The organism is Paralcaligenes ginsengisoli, from assembly GCF_054781135.1.
The window spans coordinates 43,781-70,061 of the sequence record NZ_BAAGUZ010000029.1; the positions used below are offsets into that span (position 1 = coordinate 43,781).

A 26,281-nucleotide genomic window follows, 5' to 3' on the forward strand; every position below is an offset into this window, starting at 1 on the left:
AGGAGACAAACATATGAAAAAAATCACGGTTTTGCTGGGCGGACTGGTGCTGGGCGCGGCGGCCACGGCCAGTTTTGCGCAAACCTTGCGCATCGGCATGCAGGAGGACCCGGATACCCTCGATCCGGCCCGTTCACGCACGTATGTGTCGCGCATCGTCTTTACGTCCTTGTGCGATAAGCTGGTCGATATCAATGCCAAGCTGCAGTTCGTTCCGCAATTGGCCACGTCCTGGTCCTGGAGTCCCGACAACAAGGTCTTGACGTTCAAGCTGCGCAATGATGTCTTGTTCCATGACGGCACCAAGTTCGATGCGGCGGCCGCCAAGGCCAATCTGGATCGCGACCGAACCATGAAGGAAAGCCAGCGCAAGGGCGAGCTGGCTTCGATCCAGCAGGTCGATGCCCCCGATCCCTCCACCCTGGTCATTACGGTGAAGCAGCCCGACGCGACCTTGCTTGCGCAACTGTCGGACCGTGCGGGCATGATGCTGTCGCCCAAAAGCTTCCAGGGTGCCGATAACGCCGCCACGGTGGGGCGCGATCCGATTTGCTCGGGTCCTTACAAATTCGTGGAGCGTGTGCAGAACGACCGCATCGTCCTGGAAAAATTCGACAAGTACTACGACGCCAAAGACTTTGCCTTCAAGAAAGTGGTGTTCATGCCCATTCCCGATACAACCGTGCGCCTGCAGAATCTGCGTTCCGGAAGCATCGATATTCTTGAGCGGCTGAATCCGTCCGATGTGGCGCAAGTCAAGGCCGATTCAAGCCTGGTGTTCGCACCCGTCACCGGCTTGGGTTTCCAGCAATTCATGTTCAACGTGGCCAATGGCCCCAAGGCCAAGACCAATCCGTTCAGCAACAAGCTGGTCCGGCAGGCCTTCCAGTTGACCATCGATCGCGATGCCATCAATCAGGTTATCGGGGGCGGCATTTTCATCCCGGCGCAGCAACCCTTTCCCCTGGCCAGCCCTTACCACAGTGACAAGTTCCCGGTCACCAAGCCCGATATCGCCAAGGCCAAGGCGCTGCTGAAAAAAGCCGGCATGGAAACCGTCAAGGCTGAATTGACCTTCGGCAACAATACGATTGCATCTTCGACGGCCGAAATGGTGCAGGCCATGGCGGCCCAGGCCGGGTTCCAGCTAAGCCTGCGTCCCACCGAATATGCCGCCATGCTGGCGGACGATTCCAAGGGCAACTTCCAGGTCGACATGCGCGGCTGGTCGGGCCGGGTGGATCCGGATGGCAATATCTACAATTTCGTGACCTGCGGCGGCGCCCTGAACGACGGCAAATACTGCAATCCCGAGGTGGACAAATTGCTGAAGGAAGCCCGCACCGTGCCTGACGAAGCCAAGCGCAAGGCTATTTACGATCAGGCCCAGACTATTTTGCAGGACGATCTGCCCAGCCTGTATACGTATTACCAGCCCTGGCCGTTCGCCGTGCGCAAGAAGGTGCAAGGCTTCACGCCGTATCCGGATGGCATGATCCGCCTGAAGGGTGTGTCTTTCTCCAAAAACTAGGCCCCAGGCCTACGCAGCACGTCAAGGCCGCAACCAGGCAGCGGCTTTGACGCACACGGCCTGTCTTTCAATCTATCAAGCATTGCAGGGCACCCTGGCATGTTCAAACTTATTTTGCGCCGCATAATTGTGGCGATACCGACGCTGATACTGGTGTCGATGCTTATTTTCAGTCTGCAGAAAATCCTGCCGGGCGACCCGGTGCTGGCCATGGCGGGCGAAGAGCGGGATCCGGCCGTACTGACCTATTTGCGGGAAAAATACCGCCTGAACGATCCCTTGCCGGTGCAGTACCTGGCTTGGGTCAAGCAGGTTGGGCAGGGCAACCTGGGCGTGTCGCTGCGCACCGATATTCCCGTGACGGTTCTGGTCAAACAAAAGCTGCCCGTCACGATCCAGTTGGCGGTGATGGCCATGTTTTTTTCCATTCTCATAGGAATTCCCCTGGGCATACTGGCCGCGGTAAAAAAAGGCACGCGGCTCGAGTTTGGAGCCAATCTGTTTGCCTTGTCCGGAATGTCCATACCCAATTTCTGGCTGGGCATCATCCTGATCATGATAGTTGCCGTCCACTGGAAGCTGCTTCCCGCTTCGGGCTTTGTGCCGCCAAGTGAAGATCTCGGCCTGTCGCTTAAAACCATGCTCATGCCCGCGGCCGTGCTGTCGACGGTTATCAGCGCTTACCTGATGCGCCATACGCGTTCGGCCATGCTCGAGGCCTTGAGCGCCGATTACGTACGTACCGCGCGCGCCAAAGGCGCTTCGGAATGGGTGGTGGTGCTGCGTCATGCCTTGCGCAATGCCCTGATGCCGATCGTGACGTTGGTGACGATCCTGTTTGGCGAACTGCTCGCCGGAGCGGTGCTGACGGAACAGATTTTCGGCATACCGGGATTTGGAAAATTGCTGGTCGACGCCGTGTTCAACCGTGATTACGCCGTGGTGCAAGGCATTGTGCTGTGCATTGCGGTGGGCTTCATTACACTGACATTAATTGCCGATATCTTGTATATCCTGGTCAATCCCCGGTTGAGGTACGCATGAATGCGCAAGTCATGAATGCGGGCGCCGCTCCCCGCCGCAGGAGCCGGTCCTGGGGAAAGTTCAAGCGGAATCGCTCGGCCGTGCTTGGGGCCGTCATTGTCCTGTTTTTTGTCCTGGTTGCCGTACTGGCCCCGCTCATTGCCGGCCAAGATCCGGTGCAGGTCAGTTTTTCGGCCATTCGCAAGGCGCCGTCGGCGGCACACTGGTTCGGCACCGACGAACTGGGGCGCGATATTTTCAGCCGGATGGTGTATGGCACGCGCGCGTCCCTGATGGCGGGCATGTGCTCGGTCCTGATCGCCCTGATGGTCGGTGTGCCGTTCGGCTTGCTGGCGGGTTATTTCGGCGGCTGGATCGACGGCTGTATTTCACGCGTGACGGAAGCCCTGTTTTCGATTCCGTTTCTGATTCTTGCCATTGCACTGGCGGCGTTCCTGGGCCCCAGCCTGATCAACGCCATGATTGCCATCGGGATGTCGGCCGCGCCGTTGTTCATACGCCTGGCGCGCGGCCAGGTCTTGTCGGTCAAGAACGAAGATTACGTCCAGAGCACGCGCTCGCTGGGTGCCTCGAACCGCCGCATCATCCTGCGCCACATATTGCCCAATATCATGCCGGCGCTGATTGTGCAGGCAACCATCCTGATTGCCAGCGCAATCATTGCCGAGGCGAGCCTGTCGTTCCTGGGGCTGGGTTTGCAGCCGCCCGATCCCTCCTGGGGGTCGATGCTGAATACGGCAAAGAATTTCATGATCCAGGCGCCCTGGATGTCGGTTTTTCCGGGCTCGGCGATTTTCCTGGTGGTATTCGGATTCAATTTGTTGGGTGATGGCCTGCGCGATGCGCTGGACCCGCGTCAGGATAGTTGACATATGCCGATGATGAATGCAGAGCGTGTCGTTCAAGTTGAAGACTTGAGCGTTTCCTTTAAAACCCCTGATCGCCTGGTCCAGGCGGTGCGCAATGTGTCCTTTTACGTGGAAAAGGGCGAGACACTGGCGATTGTGGGGGAGTCGGGTTCCGGCAAGTCGGTAACGTCCTTGTCGGTGATGCGCCTGGTCGAGTTTGGCAAGGGCCGCATTACACACGGCGAAATCCTGTTGCGCCGTCGCAGCGGCGACGTGCTCGATCTGGTCGCCGCAAGCGAGCCCGCCATGAGGACGATACGCGGCGCCGACATCGCCATGATTTTTCAGGAACCCATGACGTCCCTGAACCCGAGCTTTACCACCGGCAATCAGATTGCCGAGGCGCTGCGCCTGCATCAAGGCATGGATGCGGCCGCGGCCCAGGCGGAAACGCTGCGCCTGCTGGAAACCGTGCGTATTCCCGATGCCCGTGCGATACAAGGCCGCTATCCTCACCAATTGTCGGGCGGCATGCGACAGCGCATCATGATCGCCATGGCGCTGTCGTGCCGGCCGCAGGTGCTGATTGCCGACGAGCCCACCACCGCCCTGGATGTCACCATCCAGGCCCAGATCCTGCAGCTTATACGCCAATTGCAGCAGGACATGGATATGGGCGTGATTTTCATCACGCATGACATGGGGGTCGTGGCCGAAGTGGCGGACCGGGTCATGGTGATGCATCGTGGTGAAAAGGTGGAAGAAAACTCATCCGATGCTTTATTCAATCAGCCTCAGCACTGGTACACCAAAGCCTTGTTGTCCGCGGTGCCGAAACTGGGCTCCATGAAAGGCATAGGCCAGCCCACGCCCTTTGCTTTGCTGGGTGCCGACGCCGCGTCCGCCCATGAAGAGCCGCTGCCGCTGTCATCCACGGTCAAATATGAGCAAGGGCCGCTCCTGCAAGTCGATAAGCTGGTAACGCGGTTCGATATTGCCAGCGGCCTGTTTGGCCGCGTGCGTCAGCGGGTGCATGCCGTGGAGCAGGTCAGTTTCGATTTATATCCGGGCGAAACGCTGGCCCTGGTGGGTGAGTCGGGCTGCGGCAAAACCACCACCGGACGCTCCCTGGCCCAGCTGGAGCGGCTGCGTGCCGGGAAAATTCTTTTCGCGGGGCAGGATATAAGCCTTTTGAGTGCGGGCCAGATGCAGGCCTTGCGCAAGAACATCCAGTTCGTGTTCCAGGACCCCTTTGCATCGCTCGATCCGCGCGTGACCATCGGTTATTCAATTATGGAGCCGCTGCTGATCCACGGCGTGGCCAAAGGGCGCAAAGCGTACGAACGGGTGCGCTGGCTGATGGACAAGTGCGGCCTGAGTCCTGAAATGATAGACCGCTATCCCCATGAATTCTCAGGCGGACAAAGGCAGCGCATTTGCATCGCGCGGGCCCTGGCCTTGAACCCGAAAATCATTATTGCCGATGAATCGGTGTCCGCCCTGGATGTATCCATACAGGCGCAGATCGTCAATCTGTTGCTGGACCTGCAGCGCGAGCTGGGCCTGTCCATCCTGTTCATTTCCCACGATATGGCCGTGGTGGAGCGCGTCAGCCATAGAGTGGTGGTGATGTATCTGGGGCAGGTGGTTGAAATCGGCCCGCGCAGCGCCATCTTCGAGAGTCCGCAACATCCTTACACCAGAAAGCTCATGGCTGCCGTGCCGATTGCCGACCCTTCGCGCCGGCACCGGGAGCACTCGCTGCTGGTGGATGAAATTCCCAGCGCCGTGCGCAGTGTGGGCGATGATCCGCTGGTCGAGCCTCTGGTGGAGGTCGGCAAGGGTCATTTTGTGGCGCGCCATTCTGTAGGGGTCTATTGATGCCGGACGGTATTGCCGATGCCCGCGCCAGCGGTGCCGGTGGGCCAGGCTGGGCAGGCTCGCCTCACCCGGCCCTGGCTGTGCCAGGGCTGCCCACGCCAAGGACCTGGCTCGGGGCGGTCGCAAAACTCGCGTGGCGCACAGCCCCCCGGGCTGTGCGCAAGCGTCACGCTCAGACAGTTGCTCCCTTGATTCCCCGCCCCGGGTCCTTGGCGTGGCGGGTTCGAGCTCGCCTGCCCAGCCTGGCCCACCGGCACCGCTTGATGTTCCAAGAATCTAATCCGCCAACGAAACAACTCATTTCCATTGGAGCTTGATCATGAACAAGGTAATCCTGAAAATCGCAGCGATAGCGGGCGTGCTTTTATCGGGCGCGGCGTTTGCCCAGACTACCCTGAAAATAGGCTTGCAGGACGATCCGGACCAGCTTGATCCGGTGCGAGCCAGGACATTCGTGGGTCGTATTGTATTTGCGTCGCTGTGCGACAAGCTTGTTGACATCACGCCCGACCTGAAAATCGTTCCCCAATTGGCCACCTCATGGACATGGCTCGACGATAAAACACTTAAATTCACTTTACGCGATAAAGCCGTATATCACGACGGCACTCCTATCGATGCCGCATCGGTCAAGGCCAACCTCGATCGCGCCAAGACATTGCCCGACAGCAATCGCAAAAGCGAGCTGGCAACGCTGGTCAGCGTCGACGCGCCGGACTCCAGGACAGTCGTGCTCCATTTGTCCGAGCCCGACGCATCGTTCCTGTCGCAGTTGTCCGATCGTGCGGGCATGATGCAGTCGCCGAAAAGCTTCGATAAAGATCCAGGAAAACATCCCGTATGCTCCGGCCCTTATCGTTTCAAGGAGCGCGTCCAGAACGACCGCATTGTGCTGGAAAAATTTCCGCAATACTGGGATGCCAAGGATTTTCATATCGATACGGTCATCTTCAAGCCGGTTCCCGACGCAACGGTGCGGCTCAATGACCTGCGCGCCGGCGGGCTGAATATGGCCGAGCGCATTGCCCCGAGCGACGCCGAAACAGTCAAGAACGATCCCAGCCTCGTATTCATGCCGATTACCGGCCTGGGCTTCCAGGCCATTTCGGTCAATTTTGCCAATGGCCCTCGAGGGGCCAGCAACCCTTTTGCGAAAGATGCTCGAGTCAGGCAGGCTTTTGATCTAGCCATCGACAGGGACGCCATAAATCAGGTCGTGGGGATGGGCCTGTACCAGCCCGCTTTCCAGCCTTTCCCTCCCGCCAGTTTTGCTTACGACAAGAGCGTCGAGCGTAAAGGCCGCGATGTAAAAAAGGCGCGCGCCTTGTTGAAGGAGGCAGGGTTTGATCGGGTCAAGGTTGAAATCTCGTATGGCACCAATACTATTATGCAGCAGGTCATGGAACTGATACAGGCGACGGGGCGTGAAGCCGGATTCGACATCAGCCTCAGGCCCATGGAATTTGCCGCCTTGCAATCGACTCTGGCGCGCGGCGATTTTCAGCTTGGGCAAGCCGGTTGGTCGGGCCGCGTCGATCCCAGCGGCAACGTGTTTCAGTATGTCAGTTGCAAGGGCAGCCTCAACGATGGCAAGTTCTGCGACGAAAAACTCAACAAGCTGCTGGTCGATGCGCGAGTGGAGCAGGATACCGGCAAACGCAAGGCGCTTTATGCGGAATTCCTTCAGCGGATGCAGGTTGAACGGCCCATTTTCTACACCTACTATCTACCCTGGACCTTTGCCGTGCAGAAACGGGTAAAGGGGTTTGTGCCCTATCCCGACGGCCTGATTCGCCTGAAAGGGGTGGAACTGGCCAAGCAGTAGGCCATTGCCGTTTGGCTTGTTCGAGTCTTTTTACATTCTAGGCCATTGATTATGTTTACGACCCGTCCGGAAATCGCCGGCACTTTCGGTGTTGTCACCTCGACTCACTGGCTTGCCACCGCGGTAGGCATGTCGATGCTGGAGCGCGGCGGCAATGCCTTCGATGCGTGCGTGGCCAGCGCGTTCGTGTTGCATGTGGTCGAGCCCAATCTGGTGGGGCCGGCCGGCGAAGTGCCGGGTATTTTCTATTCGGCAGCCACAAAAAAAATCGAAGTGCTGTGTGGGCAAGGCACTACGCCGGGCGCCGCCACGCTGGACCGCTATCGGGCTGAAGGTTTAACGCTTATCCCCGGCAACGGGCTGCTTGCTGCGGTGGTGCCCGGCGCTTTCGACGCATGGATGATCCTGTTGCGCGACCACGGCACGAAGTCGCTGCGCGATGTGCTGGAGCCGGCCATTTATTACGCCCAGACAGGCCATCCGCTGTTGCCGCGCGTGTCCAACACCATTGCGAGCATGAAGGATTTTTTTGAGGCATATTGGCCGACTTCGGCCGAAGTCTACTTGCCTCAAGGTGCTGTTCCCAGGGGAAAGAAGCTTTTTTGCAATCCGGCGCTGGCCAATACCTGGCGCCGCTTGCTGACCGAGGCGGAAAGCGTCGGAGGCAATCGCGAAAAGCAAATCGAAATGGCCAGGCAAGTGTTTTACAAGGGCTTTGTGGCCGAGGCAATCGATCGGTTCGCGTCCCATACGGAAGTGATGGACGAAAGCGGGGCGCCGCATAAGGGAGTCATAAGAGGCGACGATATGGCCCGCTGGTCGGCCAGTTACGAAGCGCCGCTGCAGTACCAATATGGAAATATAAATGTCGCCAAAACGGGGCCGTGGAGCCAGGGCCCGACATTCCTGCAAGTGCTGGCCTTGCTCAAGCACACCGATATTTCAAGCCTGAAGCCGGGCGACCCGCGTTTCGTGCACCTGTTGGTTGAAGCCATGAAGCTGGCTTTCGCCGACCGTGAGGCCTATTACGGCGACCCCGATTTTATCGATGTTCCGCTGTCCGTGCTTTTGTCCGACGAATATAACCGGGTGCGCAGCCGCCTTATTGGCGAACAGGCATTCAATGAATTGAGCCCAGGCATAATCCCGGGCTACGAGGCGCAAGTCGCGCGCGTCATGGCTGTCCTGAACCGCCTGTCGCCCCAAACGGCGGATGACACGCCTCTTTCCGCCATGGATAAGGCAAACCGGCTCGTGTCGGCCAAGAAGGGCGATACCACGCACATTGACGTAATTGACCGCTGGGGCAATATGATTGCGGCCACGCCATCGGGCGGCTGGCTGCAATCGTCGCCGGTGATACCGGGCTTGGGCTTTGGCCTGAATACCCGGGCCCAAATGTTTTGGCTCGAAGAGGGTCTGCCCGGTACGCTGGCTCCTTATAAGCGGCCGAGAACCACGCTGAGCCCCACGTTCCTGTCAAAAGACGGGGTGCCTTACATGGCTTTCGGCACACCCGGAGGCGATCAACAGGAGCAATGGCAATTGATCCTGTTTTTACGGCATATTCAGCAAGGCTTCAACTTGCAGGAAGCCATCGATATGCCCATGTTTCACACACAGCATTTTCCCAGTTCCTTTTATCCACGCGGTCGCAAGCCCGGAAATATTACAATCGAAAGCAGCTATGGCCGCGAGGTGATCGACGACTTGCAGCGGCGCGGGCATCAGATTGAAGAGTCGCCGGAATGGAGTATCGGGCGATTGACCGCAGTGTCGCGTGACGAAGATGGCCTGATGCACGCTGCTGCTTCGCCACGGCTGCTTCAAGCCTATGCCGCCGGGCGATAACGGTGATCCAGGGAATGGAATGTCTGTCGAAATAAATGAGCCGGATTGGTCGGGCGCTCCGCACGGATGGAACTGGGTGGCGCAGGACGAAGACGGCCGCTGGTTCTGGTATGGGGTGAAACCGCTGCCGAGCATAGGCGGCGGGGTGTGGCGCGCGCCATCGCGCGCCCAGGCCTTGGCATGGGTGGGCCAGCCCAACCCGGACTGGATCGACTCGTTGCGGCAAAGGCCTGCTTAGAGCATTTTTTGTTCGAAGTGTTTGCGGCATTTGACGTTTTGGTAGCTTTGGTATTTACGGTTTGGTATTTGAAGACGCCGTCTATCGGGGCTTGGGGTCAGGGCCGGCACGGCGTGCTTGATCCGGATCTACCTCGTCCAGGCGGGCGTCGGGCGAACTCGCCCAGCCTCGCGAGGCTGGGCTCAGACAGCGCCCGCCGAAAGCCCCCGCCTTCCCTACGGTAGCATCCGGCGCACGCCTTACGCCGGTCCTGACCCCAAGTCCCGATAGACGGCTCACGTTAGGGCATGCCTGGAATGAACGTGCCGGCCCCAGCGTATACCTCGATGCATGACCTCACCGTTTCTCTCAGTGCATGACCCTAATGCCTCTCTCTATGCATTGCCTCAACGCAAGCCGCAGGGTGGGCGGTGCGGTGTAGTCCGGCGGTAGTCCAGCGCCGGGTGCTGACGAAGGGAAGGCGGGGGCTTTCGGCGGGCGCTGTCTGAGTGGCGCCCCGCATCGCGGGGCGACGCGAGTTCGCCCGACGCCCGCCTGGACGAGGCAGACCCGGGCAGTCGGGGTGCGTAGCACCACGACCGCTGGACGTGCCGGACTACACCGCACCGCCCACCCTGCGGCGTCTTAATAGAACTGCCGTCCAAGGTAATAAACTCAGACCTGAACGGCTCAAAACGAAAGCCACTGAAACGCGTCCACCCCCGTAAACACTTAAACCAAAAATTCTCTAGCGGCCGGTGAGCCTGACCACGGAAAGCTCAGGTATCCTGATCGGGAATAAGCCTGCGCCCCAGGCTGACCGCTTCGTCCTGGGCGTAGCCCAGTTTCTGGTAGAACTCGATGACTTTTGAATTGGAAGAGCGCACCAGCAGATTCAGCTTGGGGCAGCCGCGCTGGATCAGCAAATGCTCTGCTTCCTGCACGAGCTGCCGGCCATAGGACTGATGACGATGCGTGAGCGCAACCGCAAGATAATAGAGCCAGCCGCGGTGGCCATCGAAGCCGATCATGGCGGTGGCGACAAGGGTTTGCGCTACAGTGCCCACCAGAAAGAGTTCAGGCTGTTCGGTAAGCTTGCGAGCAATGTCGCGCCGCGGATTATTCCAGGGCCGAACCAGCCCGCATTCGTGCCAGAGGGCGATGACAGCCTCTTCGTCGGCGGCTTGATAGGCACGGATTTGCATAGATGAGTATTCCTTAGCTGATTTCTGCAACCACACACCCCTTGCCCATCGCCTTTGCTTTGTACATGGCATGATCTGCGCTGTGCAAAAGCGCCTTGCTGGTGGTTCCCGACTCGGGAAAGCTGGCTACGCCGATACTGGCCGAAACCTCGACGGATAATGTGTCAAGCTGGTATGGAACGGAAAGACTCTTGGCGAGTTTCTTGGCGATCATTTCCGCGTCCGCCATCGAGGCATTGACCAGCAGGACACTGAATTCGTCGCCGCCCAGTCGCGCGGCAACATCGGACTCCCGTATTCCCGCCTTGAGCCGTTCGGCCGCCAAACGCAACAGCTTGTCTCCCGCCGCGTGGCCATGTTCGTCATTGACCGCCTTGAAACCGTCCAGGTCGATGTAGAGAATGGACATGTGGCTGTGGATTCTTCCCAAAAGCCGCAACTGCTGATCGACGATTTCCGTAAAAAGCGACCGGTTGCTGAGTTTGGTAAGAAGATCGTGGTTGGCCTGATGCCGGGCATGAAAAAGCATCTCGGAGGCTTTTACCAAGGCCAGCCCGACTTCGTCGGCTTCTTTGAGATGGTATGACGATGGCTTGACCGGTTCGCCGCGTCCCAGCGCAAGCGCCGGAGAGGCCAGGCCGCGTACCGATCGGGCTATCTTTCCGCCGATCAGCCAGGCGAAGCCCAGGCTGCCTGCCAGCAGTGCGGCGGTAGCGAAGATCAGCCAGAAGAATCTATCCCACAAAGCGGAATCCAAGCTTTGGGTCGGGATTTCTATCGCTATGGTCCAGCCTGATATGGGAGATTGGCTGAAAACAGTCAGCGCGGGTGCGCCCGCCAGGGTGGTATTTTCAAACGAGCCTTCGTGGTCCAGGGTCATATGCTTGATCAGGCTCAGGGGGGCTTGCATGCCTGTGAGCCGATGCGTGTCGTGGGTGGTGGCGACAATCGTTCCACTCTTGTCCACAATAGTGCCAATCCAGTCTGGGGGCAATGTTTGCTGGGCAAGCAGTTTGCTGAAATGCTCGGCGAACATTCCCGCGCTTAAGTTATAGATGGCCTTGTTTTTGCGTACGACCGGGACGCCCATGACAGCGAGAGGCCGGCGGGTTACAGGGCCGACAAACAGATTGGAAATCACCGTTTTTTGCGTCTCGGCAACACGTTGCAGCTGACGGGAATTGCTTTGTCGGGGAAGCGGTGCGCCATACGGACGAATGGTGTTGAGGTATTGTTTTCCCGCTGCGTCGCTTAATGCAATGGCGATGTTTGCCGGATCGCGAAGAATTTCGCTGGCCTGTCTATAAAAGGCGGCATAATCCTGAGTGCTCAGGTACGGTGACGTGGCCAGGGCAATCAGAGTGGACTCTGTGCTGGCGAAGTCCCTGTCGACGGCCAGGACCATCGCCCTGGCCGTCGACATTGAGTTGTGCGTGAGTTGTGTCCGGGCTTGATGATAGTCGTAGGTAATAAGCAGGACAGCCATCAACGAGGCAGGCACAATACATGCCGTGGCCAGCAATACAAGCCGCGAGAGGATCGACGGAGCGCAAGTTGTTTTCATTATTCGTTGTTCTTTGGCGAATAATAACGCTATGGTGCCCACAGCACCATAGCATAGCGTTTTCCCGTGCGGCCATGGCTGTCGGCAAGGGGCCGCGCAGGCTGCAATACATGGATCGCCTTACGACACATAGCCTTTGAAAGCATGCGCGATTTCGCTGCGTAATTCTTCCTCATCCCAGGGCTTGGTCAGGAATTTATATATTGAACCCCGGTTGATGGCTTCCGTGACCGATTTCAGGTCGGTGTAGCCGGAAAGTATCAGACGGACGGTGGCCGGATACATTTTCTTGACGCTGCTGAAAAATTCCGTGCCGGTCATTTCGGGTATGCGTTGATCGGACAGAATTACCTGAACATCGTGAGTCGCCAATATCGAGAATGCCTCGGGCGGCGTTTTTGCCGTCAGAATGCGATAGCCGTCGCGACGCAGCAGCCGTGCCAGGGCGCGAAGAATATTTTCTTCATCATCCAGCAACAAGAGAGTCCGGTCGGATTCTTTTTTGTATTTGGGTTCCGGCAGGATTTCGCAGCCTCCATGTTCTTTGAGCCGCTGCTCCAGGTCTCCGAATGACATGGGCTTGGCGAACAGATACCCCTGAAACTGATCGCAGAAATTGCGCTTCAGAAACCAGTACTGCGATTCTGTTTCCACTCCTTCCGCAATGACTTTTACATTCAGATGATGCGCTATGTCGATAATCGCTTTTGCAATAGCGGCGTCATGCCTGTCGCTGATTACCTCGTTGACGAAAGAGCGATCTATCTTGATTTTGTCTATGGGTAGATTTTTCAAATAGTTGAGGCTGGAATAGCCGGTCCCGAAATCGTCTATGGATACGGCCACGCCTATTTCTTTCAGCTCTTTCAGCTTGGTAATGGTATGGGTGGCATTGTCCAGCAATATCCCTTCCGTAATTTCGATTTCCAGGCATTTTGCGGGCAGGGAATAGGTCTGCAGCTTCTTCCTGATGCTATCTATGAAATCGGTTCTCTGAAAATGCAGGGGCGAGATATTCACGACCACGGGAAAGTCGGACAGGTTTCGCGTTTTCAGGGTTTTGATGTGGCGGCATGCCGTGTTCAATACCCAATCGCTCAAGGGAATGATTTGCCCGGTTTCTTCGGCCAATGGAATAAAAACCGAGGGGGGAATATATCCAAGAGTCGGGTGTTGCCAACGCAGCAGGGCCTCCACGCCTACTATACGGCCTGTGCTGCCGTCGATCAGGGGTTGATAGTGCAGCTCGAGGCCATCTTCATCCAGGAATTTCTGAAGTTCGGTTCGCAATGAAAGGCGCTCGGCCACGAGTGCGCTTAAATCGGTCGTATATTCATGCCACGTGTTGCGGCCGTTGTACTTGGCACGGGTCATGGCCAGATCGGCTTCACGCACAAGCTCCATCGGTTCGGCCGCGTGATCGTTGGTAACCGTTATGCCCGCACTGGCCGTCAGGCGAAATTGCATATTCTCGATATGGTACGGTCCGGTAACGGCGGCAATAATGCGCCGCGTGGCATCAAGCACATCTTGACGCGCAACACCCGCATGTACAACCACGAACTCGACTCCGCCTATACGGGCCAGAACCCCTTTTTTACCCACTTCTTCACGCATGCGTTGAGCGACTTCCACAAGGATTTTGTCGCCGATGTTATGGCCCATGGAGTCGTTGATGAGTTTCATGCCATCGAGATTGACCAAGACGACCCAAACGGCGGCGTTCTCGGCCTTTGCCGCCTGGCAGACCCTGCTTAGTTGCAGCTCGAGCTGCCGCTTGTTGGGAAGGTTCGTCAGGGCATCGTGGAGCGAGCCGTGATGCAACTGGATGGAGCGATGACGAATGCCCGATGCCAGTCGTTGTGTTCTGATCAGGAATGCGGTAAGTGCAAGGCCCACCAGCAGTACGATATTGGCCAGCAATGCCGCCAGCCCTTCGGTCAGCGGCCCTGTGCGCCATGACGATAAGGTCCAGACAGTGCCGTGGCGCAGGGATATCGCAGATTCGCCGACTCGCGAAAGATAGCCTTGGCTTGCCGCCTCGCCAAAAAGCGGCTGGCCATTTTGTTCGACACGAAAATGCAGCGGGCTGTCGCTCGCCCCGAAAGCTTCCGACAGCAGCGCTGAAATGTTTTCGACGGCAACGATAGTCCATCCCTGTGTGCCGGGGCCGGCCAGGGGGGCCGCAATGATCGCCAGCGTTTTTTTCGGAAAAATGGCCTCCGCATAGCCCAGATGCGCGCCTGGACTTATTTGCATGCGGTTCAGCCACCGACGGTAGTCCATGCCGGCCAGGTTCTGCTCCAGCCAGCGGCGGGCCACGCCGTCTTTGCTTTGTATCCATTGGATGCGGTGATTGTCATCCAGAACTGCAATAAGACTGAGCGATGCAACGCTGTCCAGATAACTGTCCAGTTCCTCGCGGACCAGTTTTTCCGGTGGCGTTCCATCCAATGCATTCCAGCGCCTGCTCATCCTGTCGAACAGGGCCAACTGGCCGGCGATCGAATTTTTTACGTTTAGCGCTGCGCGTTTGAATGCCGCCTGATCATGGTGGCTCGTTGTGCGTAGGCTTTGTTCAGTCACGACATGCCAGCCAAGCACCGATGCCAGTGTGCCCAGGACAATAGTGATGGCGATGGCTCTATCGCGCAATACATCTTCCAGGCTTGTCTTTCGGCTCAAGGCCACGACCGCACACCCACCCAGAATTCCCATGATGGCTGTTATCTTGGCGGCGTCGGCGCTGTCGTAGAGTCTTGAAGAGAATCCCCATTGAGCCACAAGATCCAGGACAGCGCCTGTTGTGGCGGCAATGCCCAAGTAGAACGAGGCGCGCCGGCCCGGCGCACCCAGATTGCGGCAGACCAGCCCCAGGGACAGGATGGTTGTCAACATGGCCCACGAAGCCATGACGTGAGGCAGCCTTCCAAAGGCCGAAGGCGCATCCAGGGGGGCGGCGGGCAGCAGATCGCTGTATAGATGCGATACGCTCACCAGCAACGCGCCGCAAGCCAGAATGCGCGAGATGTTGGCCCGGTCTCTGGCTGTAGCCATGGCTGTGCCGCACAAAAAAAACACTATGGCGCGATCCGGCGAAATAAACGCAGGGAGCACCGCGCCGCCTTCTGCCCATAGGTAATGGACGCCACCCAGAACGCCGAACCAGATCAAGGTAAAGGCCACCACGAGTACAGGCATGCGAGTCAATGTTTCGCGATTGTTTCCCGATGCCTCGCCTGGGGATATGGCTTCGGCAGGCCATATCGCGTCGGATAATGGCTTGTTATTCATTCTCCGCCCTCAGTGGCGTTTTGATCGGGGCGGCGCACATGCAGTGTGTATTGCGCCTGATCGGCATCCTCGAAGATCTGGAGCTTGTTGATCAGACTTTCCGTCAGGGCCTGACCGCCTTTGAGCAGCAGCATGCCGCTGCCCGCATGCAGGTCCTGGGCCATTATCATCCCCGGTTCGAGACAGGGTATCGTCAAAGCCAGGATTGTGCTGTCTTCTTCTTCCTGGCCGGGGGAGTCGACTTTACCCGCCACTTCGATGAACTCGGGACACAGCAAGGGGTCGTAAAGCCGCATGGCATACTTTGGCATGTTGGCGAGTATCTCGTCGCGCGTCAGCCTGCGCGTCAGCACGATTCCTTCCTGCATTTCAACGAAATCCACGGCCAATTTCAGGATTCGCGCGCCCAGGGGAATCGCATGGCCCGCCAATCCATCCGGGAAGCCCGTGCCATCCCACCGCTCCTGATGGTGCCGTACGAATTTCGCCGCATCGTGGGTGGGGTCCAGCGCGGCCAGCAGGCTTCCCCCAGCGCACGGATAGTCGCGGTAGCGTTCCCGTTGCTCTCTGTCCATCTGGTCGGCCGGCACAGTGATGAGCGCATCGGGCCAAGTCAGCTTGCCGACGTTGTACAAAGTGGCCGCCAAGGCGAGGTCGTCCATCAACTTCTGGGGAAGCCCCTGGGCCTTGCAAAAGTTGTGCGCCAGGGCCGCGATTTCTTTGTTCAGGGATCCGCCCTGAGGCAGCCTTTGGTTTATCAATGATGAAAATATTTCCACCGTCTTGGCGTGACTTTGCCGCAGCTCTGTCCGCGTTTTCCGGCGCGCGTGGTTGCGGGATGCGAGAGCCCGCTCTATGGTTGTGCAAAGTTCCGCATCGTCCCAGGGCTTGCTTATATAGCGATAAATCCCGCCTTCGTTGATCGCGTCGATAGTGGCGCCGATATCCGGGTAGCCGGTCAGCAGCATGCGCATTCTGTCGGGCCAGCGGCGCCGCACCTCGGCAAGCAGCGCGGCTCCATCCATCCCCGGCATGCGGCCATCGGAAATGACCAGGTCGATTGAATTTTGTTCCAGCACCTGAAGCGCAGTATCGCCGTTTTCGGCCGTCAATACATGATAAGGCTTGCCCCGCAAGGTTCGTTGCAAGCTGCTGGTAATGTTTTTGTCATCGTCGACGATCAGCAAGGTCGATGTGCCTTCTACGGGCTGTGCATCATGCATTATATTTGTTCTCCTAGATATCAAGTAGATCGATGTGCCTTATGGGTAACCAGACCCTGAACTGCGAGCCTTTCCCCGGGGTGCTGAAAACTTCTATGCGGCCGTGATGCTTTTGAACGATGCTGTAAGAAAGGGAGAGTCCCAGTCCTGTGCCGGAGCCCACCGGCTTGGTTGTAAAGAACAGGTCGAAAACCCTGCTTGCCGTGGCTTTATCCATCCCACAGCCTGTATCTTCTATGTCTATCCGCACCCATGGCTCCTCATGCCTGGTTCTGATCGTGATCGTCCCAAAATTGTCAATGGATTGAGCGGCGTTAAGCAGAAGATTCAGGAGTACCTGATTGATTTGCGATGCGTTGCATTCGACTTTTGGCAACTGGGCGTAGTCTTTGATTATTTTTGCTTTATATTTGAGCTCGTTGTTGGCGACATTAAGAGTGGTGTCGATCCCGCGGTGCAGGTCCTCCAGGCGAAACACGTCTTCATCGATATGGGAAAAATCCTTGAGCGTCGTAATAATCTTTTTTACCCGATCGATGCCTTCTTCGGATTCCACGATAAGCGCTTCAATATCGCCCCGGATATAGTCGTACTCCAATGTCCGTTTTAACTGGCGCAGGTCGTTTATGCTTTCGGTATCGTCGATGGCATCGATAATCTTGAGCATGTCCTGCATGTAGCCGGCCAGTGCTTTAAGGTTGGAAAAGACATACCCGATCGGGTTGTTGATTTCGTGCGCGACACCTGCCGCCAGTTGCCCGATCCCCGCGAGCTTTTCAGACTGCAGAAGATGATTGTTGGCGCGTTCCAGTTTCTTTTGCAGGCGAAGCTGCGATGCGTGCGTGGACTGCAGCTGGCGGATAGCCGCAACAAGCCCTTGATAAAATAATTCTGTTTCCTCCGGATCGTAAAACAGCAGAGCGTGGTGCCGGCCGGGGGCCTGTTCTCCCAGGGGAAAACATATCAGGCCTCGGGGTTGCCGGTTCTGCGGCGATACGGCATTCAGGCTGATTTCGCTTATGTCCGGATTTTCATTCGTGCTGTGTCCTGCCGTCAGGCCTTCCAGGTTTTCCGCCTGTATGCTGCGGAAAGCCTCGCCATTGACTGCGGGAATGACAGACAAAAAATCCTGATTCAGCACGGTTTCCAGTGTCTGGCCGGACCATTGGAGCATGGGGGGGTTCATATGCTTGATTGCGCCATATTGATCCAATATGACCAGACCCAAGGGGAGGGCGTCGTCCAGGGCAATGAGCATATTTTGCATAGATGAATTGTTTCCCGGCATTGTTATAGTGGCGTCGCAGTAGGCGCCTGAGTCTCGTGGTACTTGTTGCGGCAAGCGAAACTACTAGGCCACCCGCCTGGCAAATTCTGGCTTTTTTGTGCTGCTCTGTGACGCCCTTCATAATCGCTGCGATGGGAACGGTTGCGCGATATTGGCGTACTGCCCCCCTGTTTCGAGTGATCTCGTGCGGTGTCGGCATAAGGTCGTACTCGACTGCGCTGGTATGAGCCAACTGCAGCAATGTAGTACTGAAGTTACAAGCAGCTGCCTGTTCAATGCAGGCGTAAGCCCCTGCTGCCTGGCGACCTCTCGACAGCCTCGGGTCTTGTAGTAATGAGGCTGACCGTAGCCGTGATGTTCGAGAGAAAATTTGTAGGGAATATCGTACCTTACAGGCACCGGTCGAGAAACAAAGATTCAAGGTTTAGTATCTCAATGATATACATTGTTAATAAAATGCAACATTTTTGGAGCGTATTTTATAGCTTGAACGAACTTCTGAGTATTTTTGATTCGGCTGTTTATGGGATTCGGTGTTTTGGTCGCTTTGGTATTTACGGTTTTGGTATTTGAAGACGCCGTCTATCGGGGCTTGGGGTCAGGACCGGCACGGCGTGCTTGATCCGGATCTACCTCGTCCAGGCGGGCGTCGGGCGAACTCGCTACGCCCCGCGGTGCGGGGCTCCGCTCAAACACGCCCGACGACTACCCCCGCCTTCCCTACGGTAGCATCCGGCGCACGCCTTACGCCGGTCCTGACCCCAAGCCCCGATAGACGGCTCACATTGCGGCATGCCTAGAACGATTGCCTGGAATGGTGCACCTGGAACGGTGTGCCTGGAAGGATAGACGGCGTGTGGAGACGGCCTGCCTGGAATTAATGTGCTTGCACCTACCGTTAATGGGTCTGCGGCTATAGAACCGTTAACGTGCCCGCACTCATGCCTCTATCGAGTGTCCACTACACCACGCTGTGCCGAACCCTGGATTTACTAAGCGCCCGACGCTTCAACGTAGCCTGTGATTGGCTAAACGCGGCTTCCCCAATGTATACCTCTATGCATTTCCTCAACGCGAGCCGCAGGGTGGGTGGTGCTGTGCAGTCCGGCGGTAGTCCAGCGCCGGGTGCTGACGAAGGGAAGGCGGGGGCTGTCGGCGGGCCCTGTTTGAGCCTGGCCTCGCGAGGCCAGGCGAGTTGGCCCGACGCCCGCCTGGACGAGGCAGACCCGGGCAGTCGGGGTGCGCAGCACCACGACCGCTGGACGTGCCGGACTGCACAGCACCGCCCACCCTGCGGCGTCTTTTTAGAACTACCATCACACCCACACAGACTACACAGCAACGCACAGCCCAAAGCCATCGTTCAAGCCAGTACAGGCAGCCCAAAGCACAACCCAAGCCTAAAAACAGCTTAAAACGAAAACCACTGAAACGCATCCATTGCCGTATACACACTCGAACCAAAAATGCCCCGGAAGCCATGTGTCGTGTTGCAGCACTGCTGCGCTCAAGAACGTTGCCCATAAAAAAAGCCCACCATGCGGTGGGCTTTTTCGAACATTCCGTGTTTAGACGGACTGGATGTTCTTGGCTTGGGGGCCTTTGGGGCCTTCAGCTACTTCGAAGGAAACCCGCTGGTTTTCTTCGAGCGATTTGAAGCCGGTGCCGACGATGTCGGTGTGGTGGGCGAACAGATCTTTGCCGCCCGACTCAGGAGTGATAAAGCCGAAGCCTTTTTCATTGTTGAACCATTTAACGATACCAGTTTCTGTTTTCATTTTTGCAACCTTTAAAATTACGAGCACGATACTCTAGGGGAGACTATCAAGGTGTGAAGGTTTGAGCAAAAAAGTACTGTTTCTGGTACTGGCTTGTACTAATTTCAACGAACTTGAAAATCTATTCGGCAATGTAGCCTTATCGAAGACGAAAGTCTAGGCCGAATGCGCTCTATTATAGGTTTTTTTTGAGTGATCGACACAGAAAGACCGTTATGCCCATCCTGACGGCCTGTTTTTCCGCTATACCTGTGTCTCCTGCCCGAGAAAACGTTCCACCAGCCTTGCCCAGTACGCGGCGCCAACGGTGAGGTTGTCGTCCGTGAAATCGTACGAAGCGTTGTGCAGCATGGGGCTGTGTTCGCCATTGCCCAAACGCAGGAAACAGCCGGGCTTGTGCTGCAGGTAATAGGCGAAATCTTCGCTGCCGGTGATGGGGCCGAAAGGCGCAATTACCCGCGCGGGGCCGACGAGTTCTTCGGCTATGCCGCGGGCGAATTCGGTTTCGGCTTCGCTATTGACCACGACAGGGTAGCCTTGCCGATAGTCGATATCCACGCTGCCGCCATAGCCCTGTACGTGCAGCGTGACCAGTTCGGTAATACGCTGCTGCAGTTTTTTCCGCACATCGGCGCTGAAGGAGCGCACGCTCAAGCCCATTGTGGCGGATTCGGGGATAACGTTGGGCGCGATACCGGCATTCAATGTACCGATTGTGACGATGGCGGTTTGCGTAGGGTCGATATTGCGCGACACGACGCTTTGCAGCGCCATGACCAGGCTGCCGGCGATCAGCACCGGATCGACGGCCAGATGGGGGCGCGCCGCGTGGCCGCCGCGGCCGTGAATCGTGATCTTGACCGTATCGGAGGCCGCCATGAAGGGGCCACTGCCGAACATGAAGGTGCCCACTGGATATCCGGGATGGTTGTGCAGGCCGAAGATGGCGTCGCACGGAAAGCGCTCGAACAGCCCGTCGGCAATCATTTGCTGGGCTCCGCTATCGCGCCCGGCTTCTTCCGCTGGTTGGAACACCAGGTGTACCGTGCCGGAAAAATTCCGCTTTTGGGCAAGATGGCGGGCCGCACCCAGCAGCATGGTGGTGTGGCCATCGTGTCCGCACGCGTGCATCCGGCCGGCATGGCGGCTGGCGTAGGGCAGCTTGGTTTCTTCCTGGATGGGTAGCGCGTCCATATCAGCGCGCACACTGACACTGCGTGCCCCCTTGCCCAGTTTCAGCGTTCCCACGACGCCATGTCCGCCGACTTTGCGTGTAACCTGGTAGCCCCATTCTTCCAGGCGCGATGCGACCAGCTCGGCGGTATCCACCTCGTGAAATGAAAGTTCCGGGTTGTGATGCAAATGATGGCGGGTTTGTGTGAGAAAACCGGTTGAATCGATCAGGTCGTCGACCTGGCTGTAGCGGGTGTGGATGGTCATGAAAGCTTTACCTTTGAGTCGTCGCGTCAAGCCTGTTTCGGCGTTTTGCCGGCGCCCATGTCCCAATACAGGCCCGTCATGATGCTCAGGCCTTCGCGCAATATGGCGGGCGGCAAGTGTTCATTGGGCGCATGCTGCGAGCAGCCTGGGTAGGAGTGTGGTACCCACACGGTGCGCAAGCCCAGTATATCCGTGAAAATGTCGTTGGGCAGCGAGCCCCCCAGATTAGGCAGCACGGCCGGCTTTTTGCTGCTGGTTTGGGCGATCGAGGCCACGGCCCATTGCACCCATGGGTCTTCAGGATCGATGCGCGTGGCCTGGAACTTGCCTTCTCGATTCGGCTCGGCCTTGACCATGGGAAAGCCTTGCCGGTCCAGGTGGCGGCGCAAGGCGGGCAGAATATCGTCGGGATCGATTCCCACTACAAAGCGCAGTTGGCAACGCGCCCAGGCTCGCGGAGGAATGGCATTGACAGGGGTTTCCGGGTTGCCTGTCTTGTAGGCCAGAACCTCGAAAGAGCACCAGCCGAATACTCGTTCCGCCGGCGATAATCCGGCCTCCCCCCACCAGGGTTCGATCTCGGGGCCGTCGATTCCACCGTCGACTTCGCAATCGGCCAGCGCACGGCGTACGGACGCGGGCAGTTTTTCGGGAACCCATTCGGGGATGCGGATCTGCCCGGTGGGCGATACGATGCTGGCTATGGCGTGTGCCAGCTGAATGCCGGGGTTGGAGATCAGGCCGCCCCAATTGCCGGAATGATGCCCGCCCTTGCGCGCCTCGATGGTCAGATCGAAATTCATGCTGCCGCGCGAGCCCAGGAATACGGTAGGGCGCTCAATGCCAAGGCGCGGTCCGTCGGAGGCCAGCAGCAAATCGGCCTTGAACAGGTCTTTATTGTTTTCGCACAGCTCGCGCAGGCCGGGGGAACCGGTTTCCTCGCCCATTTCTATCAGGTATTTGGCGTTGAAACCCAGTTTGCCGCGTGTTTCGAGAACGGTGCGCAGGGCTTCCATATTGACCGAGTGCTGGCCTTTGTTGTCGGCGATGCCGCGCCCGTACCAGCGGCCTTCCGAGGCCGTGAGCGTCCAGGGTGAGAGAGCATCCTTCCATTCGGGATCAAGACCGCGTATCACGTCTCCGTGCCCGTAGCCGAAGACCGTGGGCAGGCTTGGGTCTTCGAGCCGCTGGGCAAACAGGAACGGCGCCTTGGCCTTGGGATGTGTCAGGATCTGGCAGGCGAAGCCCATGGCTTCGAAAGCGGGGCGCATCTCGGTCTCGAGGTAGCCCGCCAGTATGGGTTGGCGTTCGGGATTCTGGCTTTCGGTGGGAATAGCGATGCGGCGGGCCAGGGTTTCCTGGAACTTGCCGGAATCGAAATGCTGCTGGGCGTTGGCAATGGCTTGAGCGCGGCTCATGATGTTTGTCCTGAAGTAATAGGCGGATATAGATGGCAGGCCACTTTGCCTTGCTCATACGAGATGAGGTCCGGCCTCTGGCTGCTGCACTGAAGCAGTTTTTGCGGGCAGCGCGGATAAAAGGAGCAGCCGGTCGGGGGATTTAGCGGATCTGGAAAGGCCAGGCCCAGGCCGATATCCGGAATGCCCAGGCCGGGTTCGGGCGTCAGCACCGAGGCCAGCAAAGCCTGGGTATACGGGTGGCGAGGCTTGTGGAACAAAGTGGCCGTGTCGGCCTGCTCCACGACGCGCCCCAGATACATGACCGCAACGTGAGTGGCAATGTGCTCGACGACGGCCAGGTTGTGGCTGATAAATACGTAGGTCAGTCCGAACTCGCGGCGCAGGTCGAGCAGAAGATTGAGGATCTGGGCTTGTACCGATACGTCCAGGGCCGAGGTGGGCTCATCGCAGATCACGATTTCGGGGCTCATTACCAAGGCTCGGGCAATGGCGACACGCTGACGCTGTCCGCCGGACAACTGGCCGGGCGTATGGTCGGCGTAACGCGCCGGAAGCCCCACGCGTTCGAGCATCTCGATGGCCTTGCCGCGCCGCTCGGCGGCGGTTCCTATATGGTGGACTTCGAGCGGCAGAGCCACGATCGAAGCGATGCTGCGCCGCGGATTGAGCGACGAATAGGGATCCTGGAACACGGGCTGCACGCGTCGCGCCAGCTTGCGGCGATCCAGGCTGAGTATGTCTTGCCCATCGAGGGTAATGCGGCCGGTGCTGGAAGGCAGCAGGCCGAGCAGCATGCGGGCCAGGGTCGATTTGCCGCAGCCCGATTCGCCCACAATGGCCAGGACATCGCCGCGATTGAGGCTGAGGTCTACGCCGTTGACCGCATGCAGGGTGCGGCGCGGCTGGAACATGCTGCCGCCCACGCGAAAGGTACGCGTCAGGCCGTGGGCCTGCAGTAGTGCGCTCATGCCGTGGCTCCGTTCAGGATGCAGCGCCAGCTGTGGTCGGGCGGCGAGCCGTGCACGGGGATTGTCGCACCGCAGATGTCTTGCGCATGGGGGCAGCGGTCGCGAAAACCGCAGCCGTGGAATTGGCCGATGAGGGATGGAACCACGCCCGGTATGGTCCCCAGCCTGCCGCCAGGTTCGGTGCGGCCCGGGATGGGTATGCAGCCGAGCAGGCCCTGCGTGTAGGGATGGCGTGGATTGGCGAATAGTTCGCGGGCGGTGCCTTCTTCGACGATTTCGCCCGCGTACATGACCGCCACACGGTGCGCGATGCGCGCCACCACCCCCAGGTCGTGGGTGATGAGTATCATGGCGATACCCAGGTCCTTTTGTATGTCGGCCAGCAGTCGCAGGATTTGTGCCTGTATGGTGACATCCAGCGCCGTGCTGGGCTCGTCGGCAATCAGCAGTTCGGGGTTGCACATGAGCGCCATGGCAATCATGACGCGTTGCCGCAAACCTCCTGATAATTGGTGCGGGTACTGGCCCAGCCGTTCGGCCGCCGAGGTAATGCCGACTTTCCCCAGGAGATCGATGGCCCGCTCGCGGGCCTCGGTTGCGCTGCTGTTGCGGTGGTGCAGATAGGGTTCCATCAACTGGTTGCCTATGGTGTAGGCCGGGTTGAGGGCGGTCATGGGTTCCTGGAAGATCATGGCCATTTTATTGCCGCGCAGGGCATTGATGCGTTTTTTCCCCGCCTTGCCGAGGTCTTCACCCAGGAAGGAAAGGCTTTGCGCGCGGCGTTCGGCCGTCTTGGGCAACAGGCTCATGAGGGCCAGCGAGGTCATGGATTTGCCGCAGCCCGATTCGCCCACGATACAGAGCGTTTCGCCGCGCCGGACCTGGAACGACACGTTGCGCACCGCATGCAGGGTGCCGCGTGCTGTTGGAATATCGACCTCCAGGTTTTGGACATCCAGGACAATATCAGTCATATCGTCAGGCTCTCCCTTCGGGCGAGAGCAGATCGTGCAGCCCGTCGCCGGCCAGATTGATGGAAAAAATCAGCAGGGCCAGCGCGCTGCCCGGCAAGGCGATAAGCCAGAATGAAAAGAACATATAGGATTTGGCTTCTGAGATCATCAGCCCCCAGGACGGCAGGGGAGGCTGTACGCCCAGGCCCAGGAAGGACAGTGCGGCTTCAAGCAGTATGGCGCTGGCGGCTTCCAGGGTGGCGATAACGATAAGGTGGGGCATTACGTTGGGCAGAACCTCTGTGAGCAGGATGCGCGTGGTCGAGGCTCCGGCGGACTTGGCGGCTGCCACGTAATCCAGTGAGCACACTTGCTGAGTGGCGCTGCGCATGACCACGGCAAACCGGTCCCATTTGAGCAGGCCGAGCACGATGATGACGACCCACAAGGAGCTGCCGACTATGGCCACGGTGGCCAGCGCCACCAGGATCACCGGCATCGACAGACGGGTAGTAACCAGGAACGAGACGAACATATCCATCTTGCCGCCGAAGTATCCGGCCAGCATGCCTATGGTCGTGCCGATAAGGCCGGAGATCAGCGCTACGCTGGCGCCGATCAGCAGTGAAATACGTGCGCCGTAAAACAGGCGGGAAAGATAGTCGCGGCCGAGGGGGTCGGTGCCCAGGGGGTGCAGCCAGCTTCCTTTGGCGTACCAGACCGGAGGCACGGTTCGATGAATCAGATCCTGTGAATAGGGGTCGTGCGGCGACAGCCATGGAGCGAAAACGGCGATCAGGAAAATCAGCAGCAGCAGGCCGCCGCCAACTGTAAAGGCCTTGTTGCGCCAGGCCCGGCGCCAGAAACCTTTGGTGGAGGTTTGGGCGGCGGCAAGGCTTACAGGGATGTCGGGCAAGGTGCTTGTGCTCATGGTCAGGCTACCCGGATGCGTGGATCAAGCCAGGCGTTGGCGATATCGGACGCCAGAGTCAGCACCACGTAAATCACCGATAGCAGGAGAACGATCAGTTGCATGACCGGGAAGTCCTTGTAGGTGATGCTCTGGTAGGCCAGATAGCCTAGCCCATCCAGAGCGAAGATGGTCTCGACGACGACTGAGCCGCCCAGCAGGAAACCCAGCTGTACGGCAGTGAGCGCCACGACCGGTACGACCGCGTTGCGCAGCGCGTGCTTGAAAATGACGCTGCCTGTCGACAGCCCTTTGGCGCGGGCGGTCCGGATGTAGTCGGCCTCGAGCACTTCGATCATGCCGGCGCGGATCAGGCGCATGAAGGCCGGTGCAACGTAATAGCCCAGTGCGACGGCGGGCATGACGAAATGCTGCCAGGTACCGCTGCCCGATACAGGCAGGATGCGCAGCGATATCGAGAAGAGCATGATCAGGAGCAATGCAAAGAAGAAATTGGGCAGGGCCTGGCCCACCACAGCGATGGCCAGGCAAAGCCGGTCTATCCAGCTGTTTTTGTAAATGGCGGCGAGAACTCCCAGCGGGATTGAAATGGACAGGGCCACGGCCAGGGCGGCGACGCCGAGAATCAGTGTGGTTTGCAGCTTCTCGAATATGAGCGGACCGGCGGGCGTCTTGAAATAGATCGAATTGCCGAAATCGCCGTGCAGTATTTTGCCCAGCCAATCCAGGTACTGTATGGGCAAGGGCCGGTCAAAGCCGTAGGTATGGCGTATCAGGTCGATATCGGCCTGCCGCGCACCTTCACCGGCAATTGCCAGGGCCGGGTCGCCCGACAGGCGCAACAGCAGGAAGGCGATGATCGATACGGTCAGCCCCACCAGTATTGCCAGTGCCAGCCGTTTCAGGATGTATGCAAACATGTTTCTAGTTCTCCGTACTGCCTTTTGAAGCAGGGCGCCCACAAGGGGCGCCCCTACATCGTGATTCCTTGATTTCCAAGACGGTCTTTACTAATCCGC

19 protein-coding genes are annotated in these 26,281 nt (G+C 58.2%); 7 read left to right on the forward strand and 12 right to left on the reverse strand.

All coding sequences use genetic code 11. From position 1 onward, the window contains the following. Positions 1–13: 13 nt before the first annotated feature. The 7 genes from ACYVIS_RS13710 (at position 14) to ACYVIS_RS13740 (ending at position 9,218) form a co-directional block, all read left to right on the forward strand. Positions 14–1,531: an ABC transporter substrate-binding protein gene (locus ACYVIS_RS13710; RefSeq protein WP_232743746.1), complete on the forward strand. Its 1,518-nt coding sequence runs from the start codon at positions 14–16 to the stop codon at positions 1,529–1,531. Positions 1,532–1,630: 99 nt separating this feature from the next. Next, on the forward strand, positions 1,631–2,575 hold the full coding sequence (locus ACYVIS_RS13715; protein ID WP_460874199.1) for an ABC transporter permease: 945 nt from the start codon (positions 1,631–1,633) through the stop codon (positions 2,573–2,575). Then, entirely contained in the window at positions 2,572–3,444 is an 873-nt protein-coding gene (locus ACYVIS_RS13720; protein ID WP_460874200.1) for an ABC transporter permease, read from the forward strand. Before ACYVIS_RS13715 ends, ACYVIS_RS13720 begins: the two co-directional genes overlap by 4 nt. Positions 3,445–3,456: 12 nt before the next feature. Beyond that, positions 3,457–5,304, forward strand: coding sequence for a dipeptide ABC transporter ATP-binding protein (locus tag ACYVIS_RS13725; protein ID WP_460874226.1), 1,848 nt, complete (start codon positions 3,457–3,459; stop codon positions 5,302–5,304). Positions 5,305–5,623: 319 nt separating this feature from the next. Next, a complete protein-coding gene (locus ACYVIS_RS13730; protein ID WP_460874201.1) occupies positions 5,624–7,129 on the forward strand; it encodes an ABC transporter substrate-binding protein in 1,506 nt (501 codons plus the stop codon). A 51-nt stretch (positions 7,130–7,180) separates the two neighbouring features. Beyond that, positions 7,181–8,980, forward strand: coding sequence for a gamma-glutamyltransferase family protein (locus ACYVIS_RS13735; RefSeq protein WP_460874202.1), 1,800 nt, complete (start codon positions 7,181–7,183; stop codon positions 8,978–8,980). Positions 8,981–8,999: 19 nt separating this feature from the next. Next, on the forward strand, positions 9,000–9,218 hold the full coding sequence (locus ACYVIS_RS13740) for a hypothetical protein (protein ID WP_232743741.1): 219 nt from the start codon (positions 9,000–9,002) through the stop codon (positions 9,216–9,218). Positions 9,219–9,976: 758 nt separating this feature from the next. Here the strand turns inward: ACYVIS_RS13740 and ACYVIS_RS13745 are convergent. The 12 genes from ACYVIS_RS13745 to ACYVIS_RS13800 all read right to left on the reverse strand — a co-directional run bounded on the left by ACYVIS_RS13745 (position 9,977) and on the right by ACYVIS_RS13800 (position 26,182). Beyond that, positions 9,977–10,402 (reverse strand): GNAT family acetyltransferase, encoded by a 426-nt coding sequence (locus tag ACYVIS_RS13745; protein WP_460874203.1) that lies wholly within the window; start codon positions 10,400–10,402, stop codon positions 9,977–9,979. A 13-nt stretch (positions 10,403–10,415) separates the two neighbouring features. Beyond that, complete coding sequence (locus ACYVIS_RS13750; protein ID WP_460874204.1) at positions 10,416–11,966, reverse strand: sensor domain-containing diguanylate cyclase; 1,551 nt, start codon at positions 11,964–11,966, stop codon at positions 10,416–10,418. A 120-nt stretch (positions 11,967–12,086) separates the two neighbouring features. Then, positions 12,087–15,260, reverse strand: coding sequence for an EAL domain-containing protein (locus ACYVIS_RS13755; protein ID WP_460874206.1), 3,174 nt, complete (start codon positions 15,258–15,260; stop codon positions 12,087–12,089). Beyond that, complete coding sequence (locus tag ACYVIS_RS13760; protein ID WP_460874207.1) at positions 15,257–16,483, reverse strand: HD domain-containing phosphohydrolase; 1,227 nt, start codon at positions 16,481–16,483, stop codon at positions 15,257–15,259. The genes ACYVIS_RS13755 and ACYVIS_RS13760 overlap by 4 nt, the downstream gene beginning before the upstream one ends. A 13-nt stretch (positions 16,484–16,496) precedes the next feature. Next, positions 16,497–17,750 carry an ATP-binding protein gene (locus tag ACYVIS_RS13765; protein WP_460874208.1) on the reverse strand — a complete coding sequence of 418 codons (1,254 nt, stop codon included), beginning with the start codon at positions 17,748–17,750 and terminating at the stop codon, positions 16,497–16,499. Positions 17,751–19,339: 1,589 nt separating this feature from the next. Further along, complete coding sequence (locus ACYVIS_RS13770) at positions 19,340–19,549, reverse strand: cold-shock protein (protein ID WP_232743735.1); 210 nt, start codon at positions 19,547–19,549, stop codon at positions 19,340–19,342. 243 nt (positions 19,550–19,792) lie between these two features. Continuing rightward, positions 19,793–20,989 carry a M20 aminoacylase family protein gene (locus ACYVIS_RS13775; RefSeq protein WP_460874209.1) on the reverse strand — a complete coding sequence of 399 codons (1,197 nt, stop codon included), beginning with the start codon at positions 20,987–20,989 and terminating at the stop codon, positions 19,793–19,795. A 26-nt stretch (positions 20,990–21,015) separates the two neighbouring features. Beyond that, entirely contained in the window at positions 21,016–22,407 is a 1,392-nt protein-coding gene (locus ACYVIS_RS13780) for a M20 family metallopeptidase (protein ID WP_460874210.1), read from the reverse strand. Then, positions 22,404–23,378, reverse strand: a complete 975-nt coding sequence (locus ACYVIS_RS13785; protein ID WP_460874212.1) for an ABC transporter ATP-binding protein — start codon at positions 23,376–23,378, stop codon at positions 22,404–22,406. Before ACYVIS_RS13785 ends, ACYVIS_RS13780 begins: the two co-directional genes overlap by 4 nt. Next, a complete protein-coding gene (locus tag ACYVIS_RS13790; RefSeq protein ID WP_232743731.1) occupies positions 23,375–24,352 on the reverse strand; it encodes an ABC transporter ATP-binding protein in 978 nt (325 codons plus the stop codon). Before ACYVIS_RS13790 ends, ACYVIS_RS13785 begins: the two co-directional genes overlap by 4 nt. 4 nt (positions 24,353–24,356) lie before the next feature. After that, complete coding sequence (locus ACYVIS_RS13795) at positions 24,357–25,262, reverse strand: ABC transporter permease (RefSeq protein WP_460874213.1); 906 nt, start codon at positions 25,260–25,262, stop codon at positions 24,357–24,359. Between the two features lie 2 nt (positions 25,263–25,264). After that, on the reverse strand, positions 25,265–26,182 hold the full coding sequence (locus ACYVIS_RS13800; RefSeq protein WP_232743729.1) for an ABC transporter permease: 918 nt from the start codon (positions 26,180–26,182) through the stop codon (positions 25,265–25,267). Positions 26,183–26,281 lie beyond the last annotated feature (99 nt).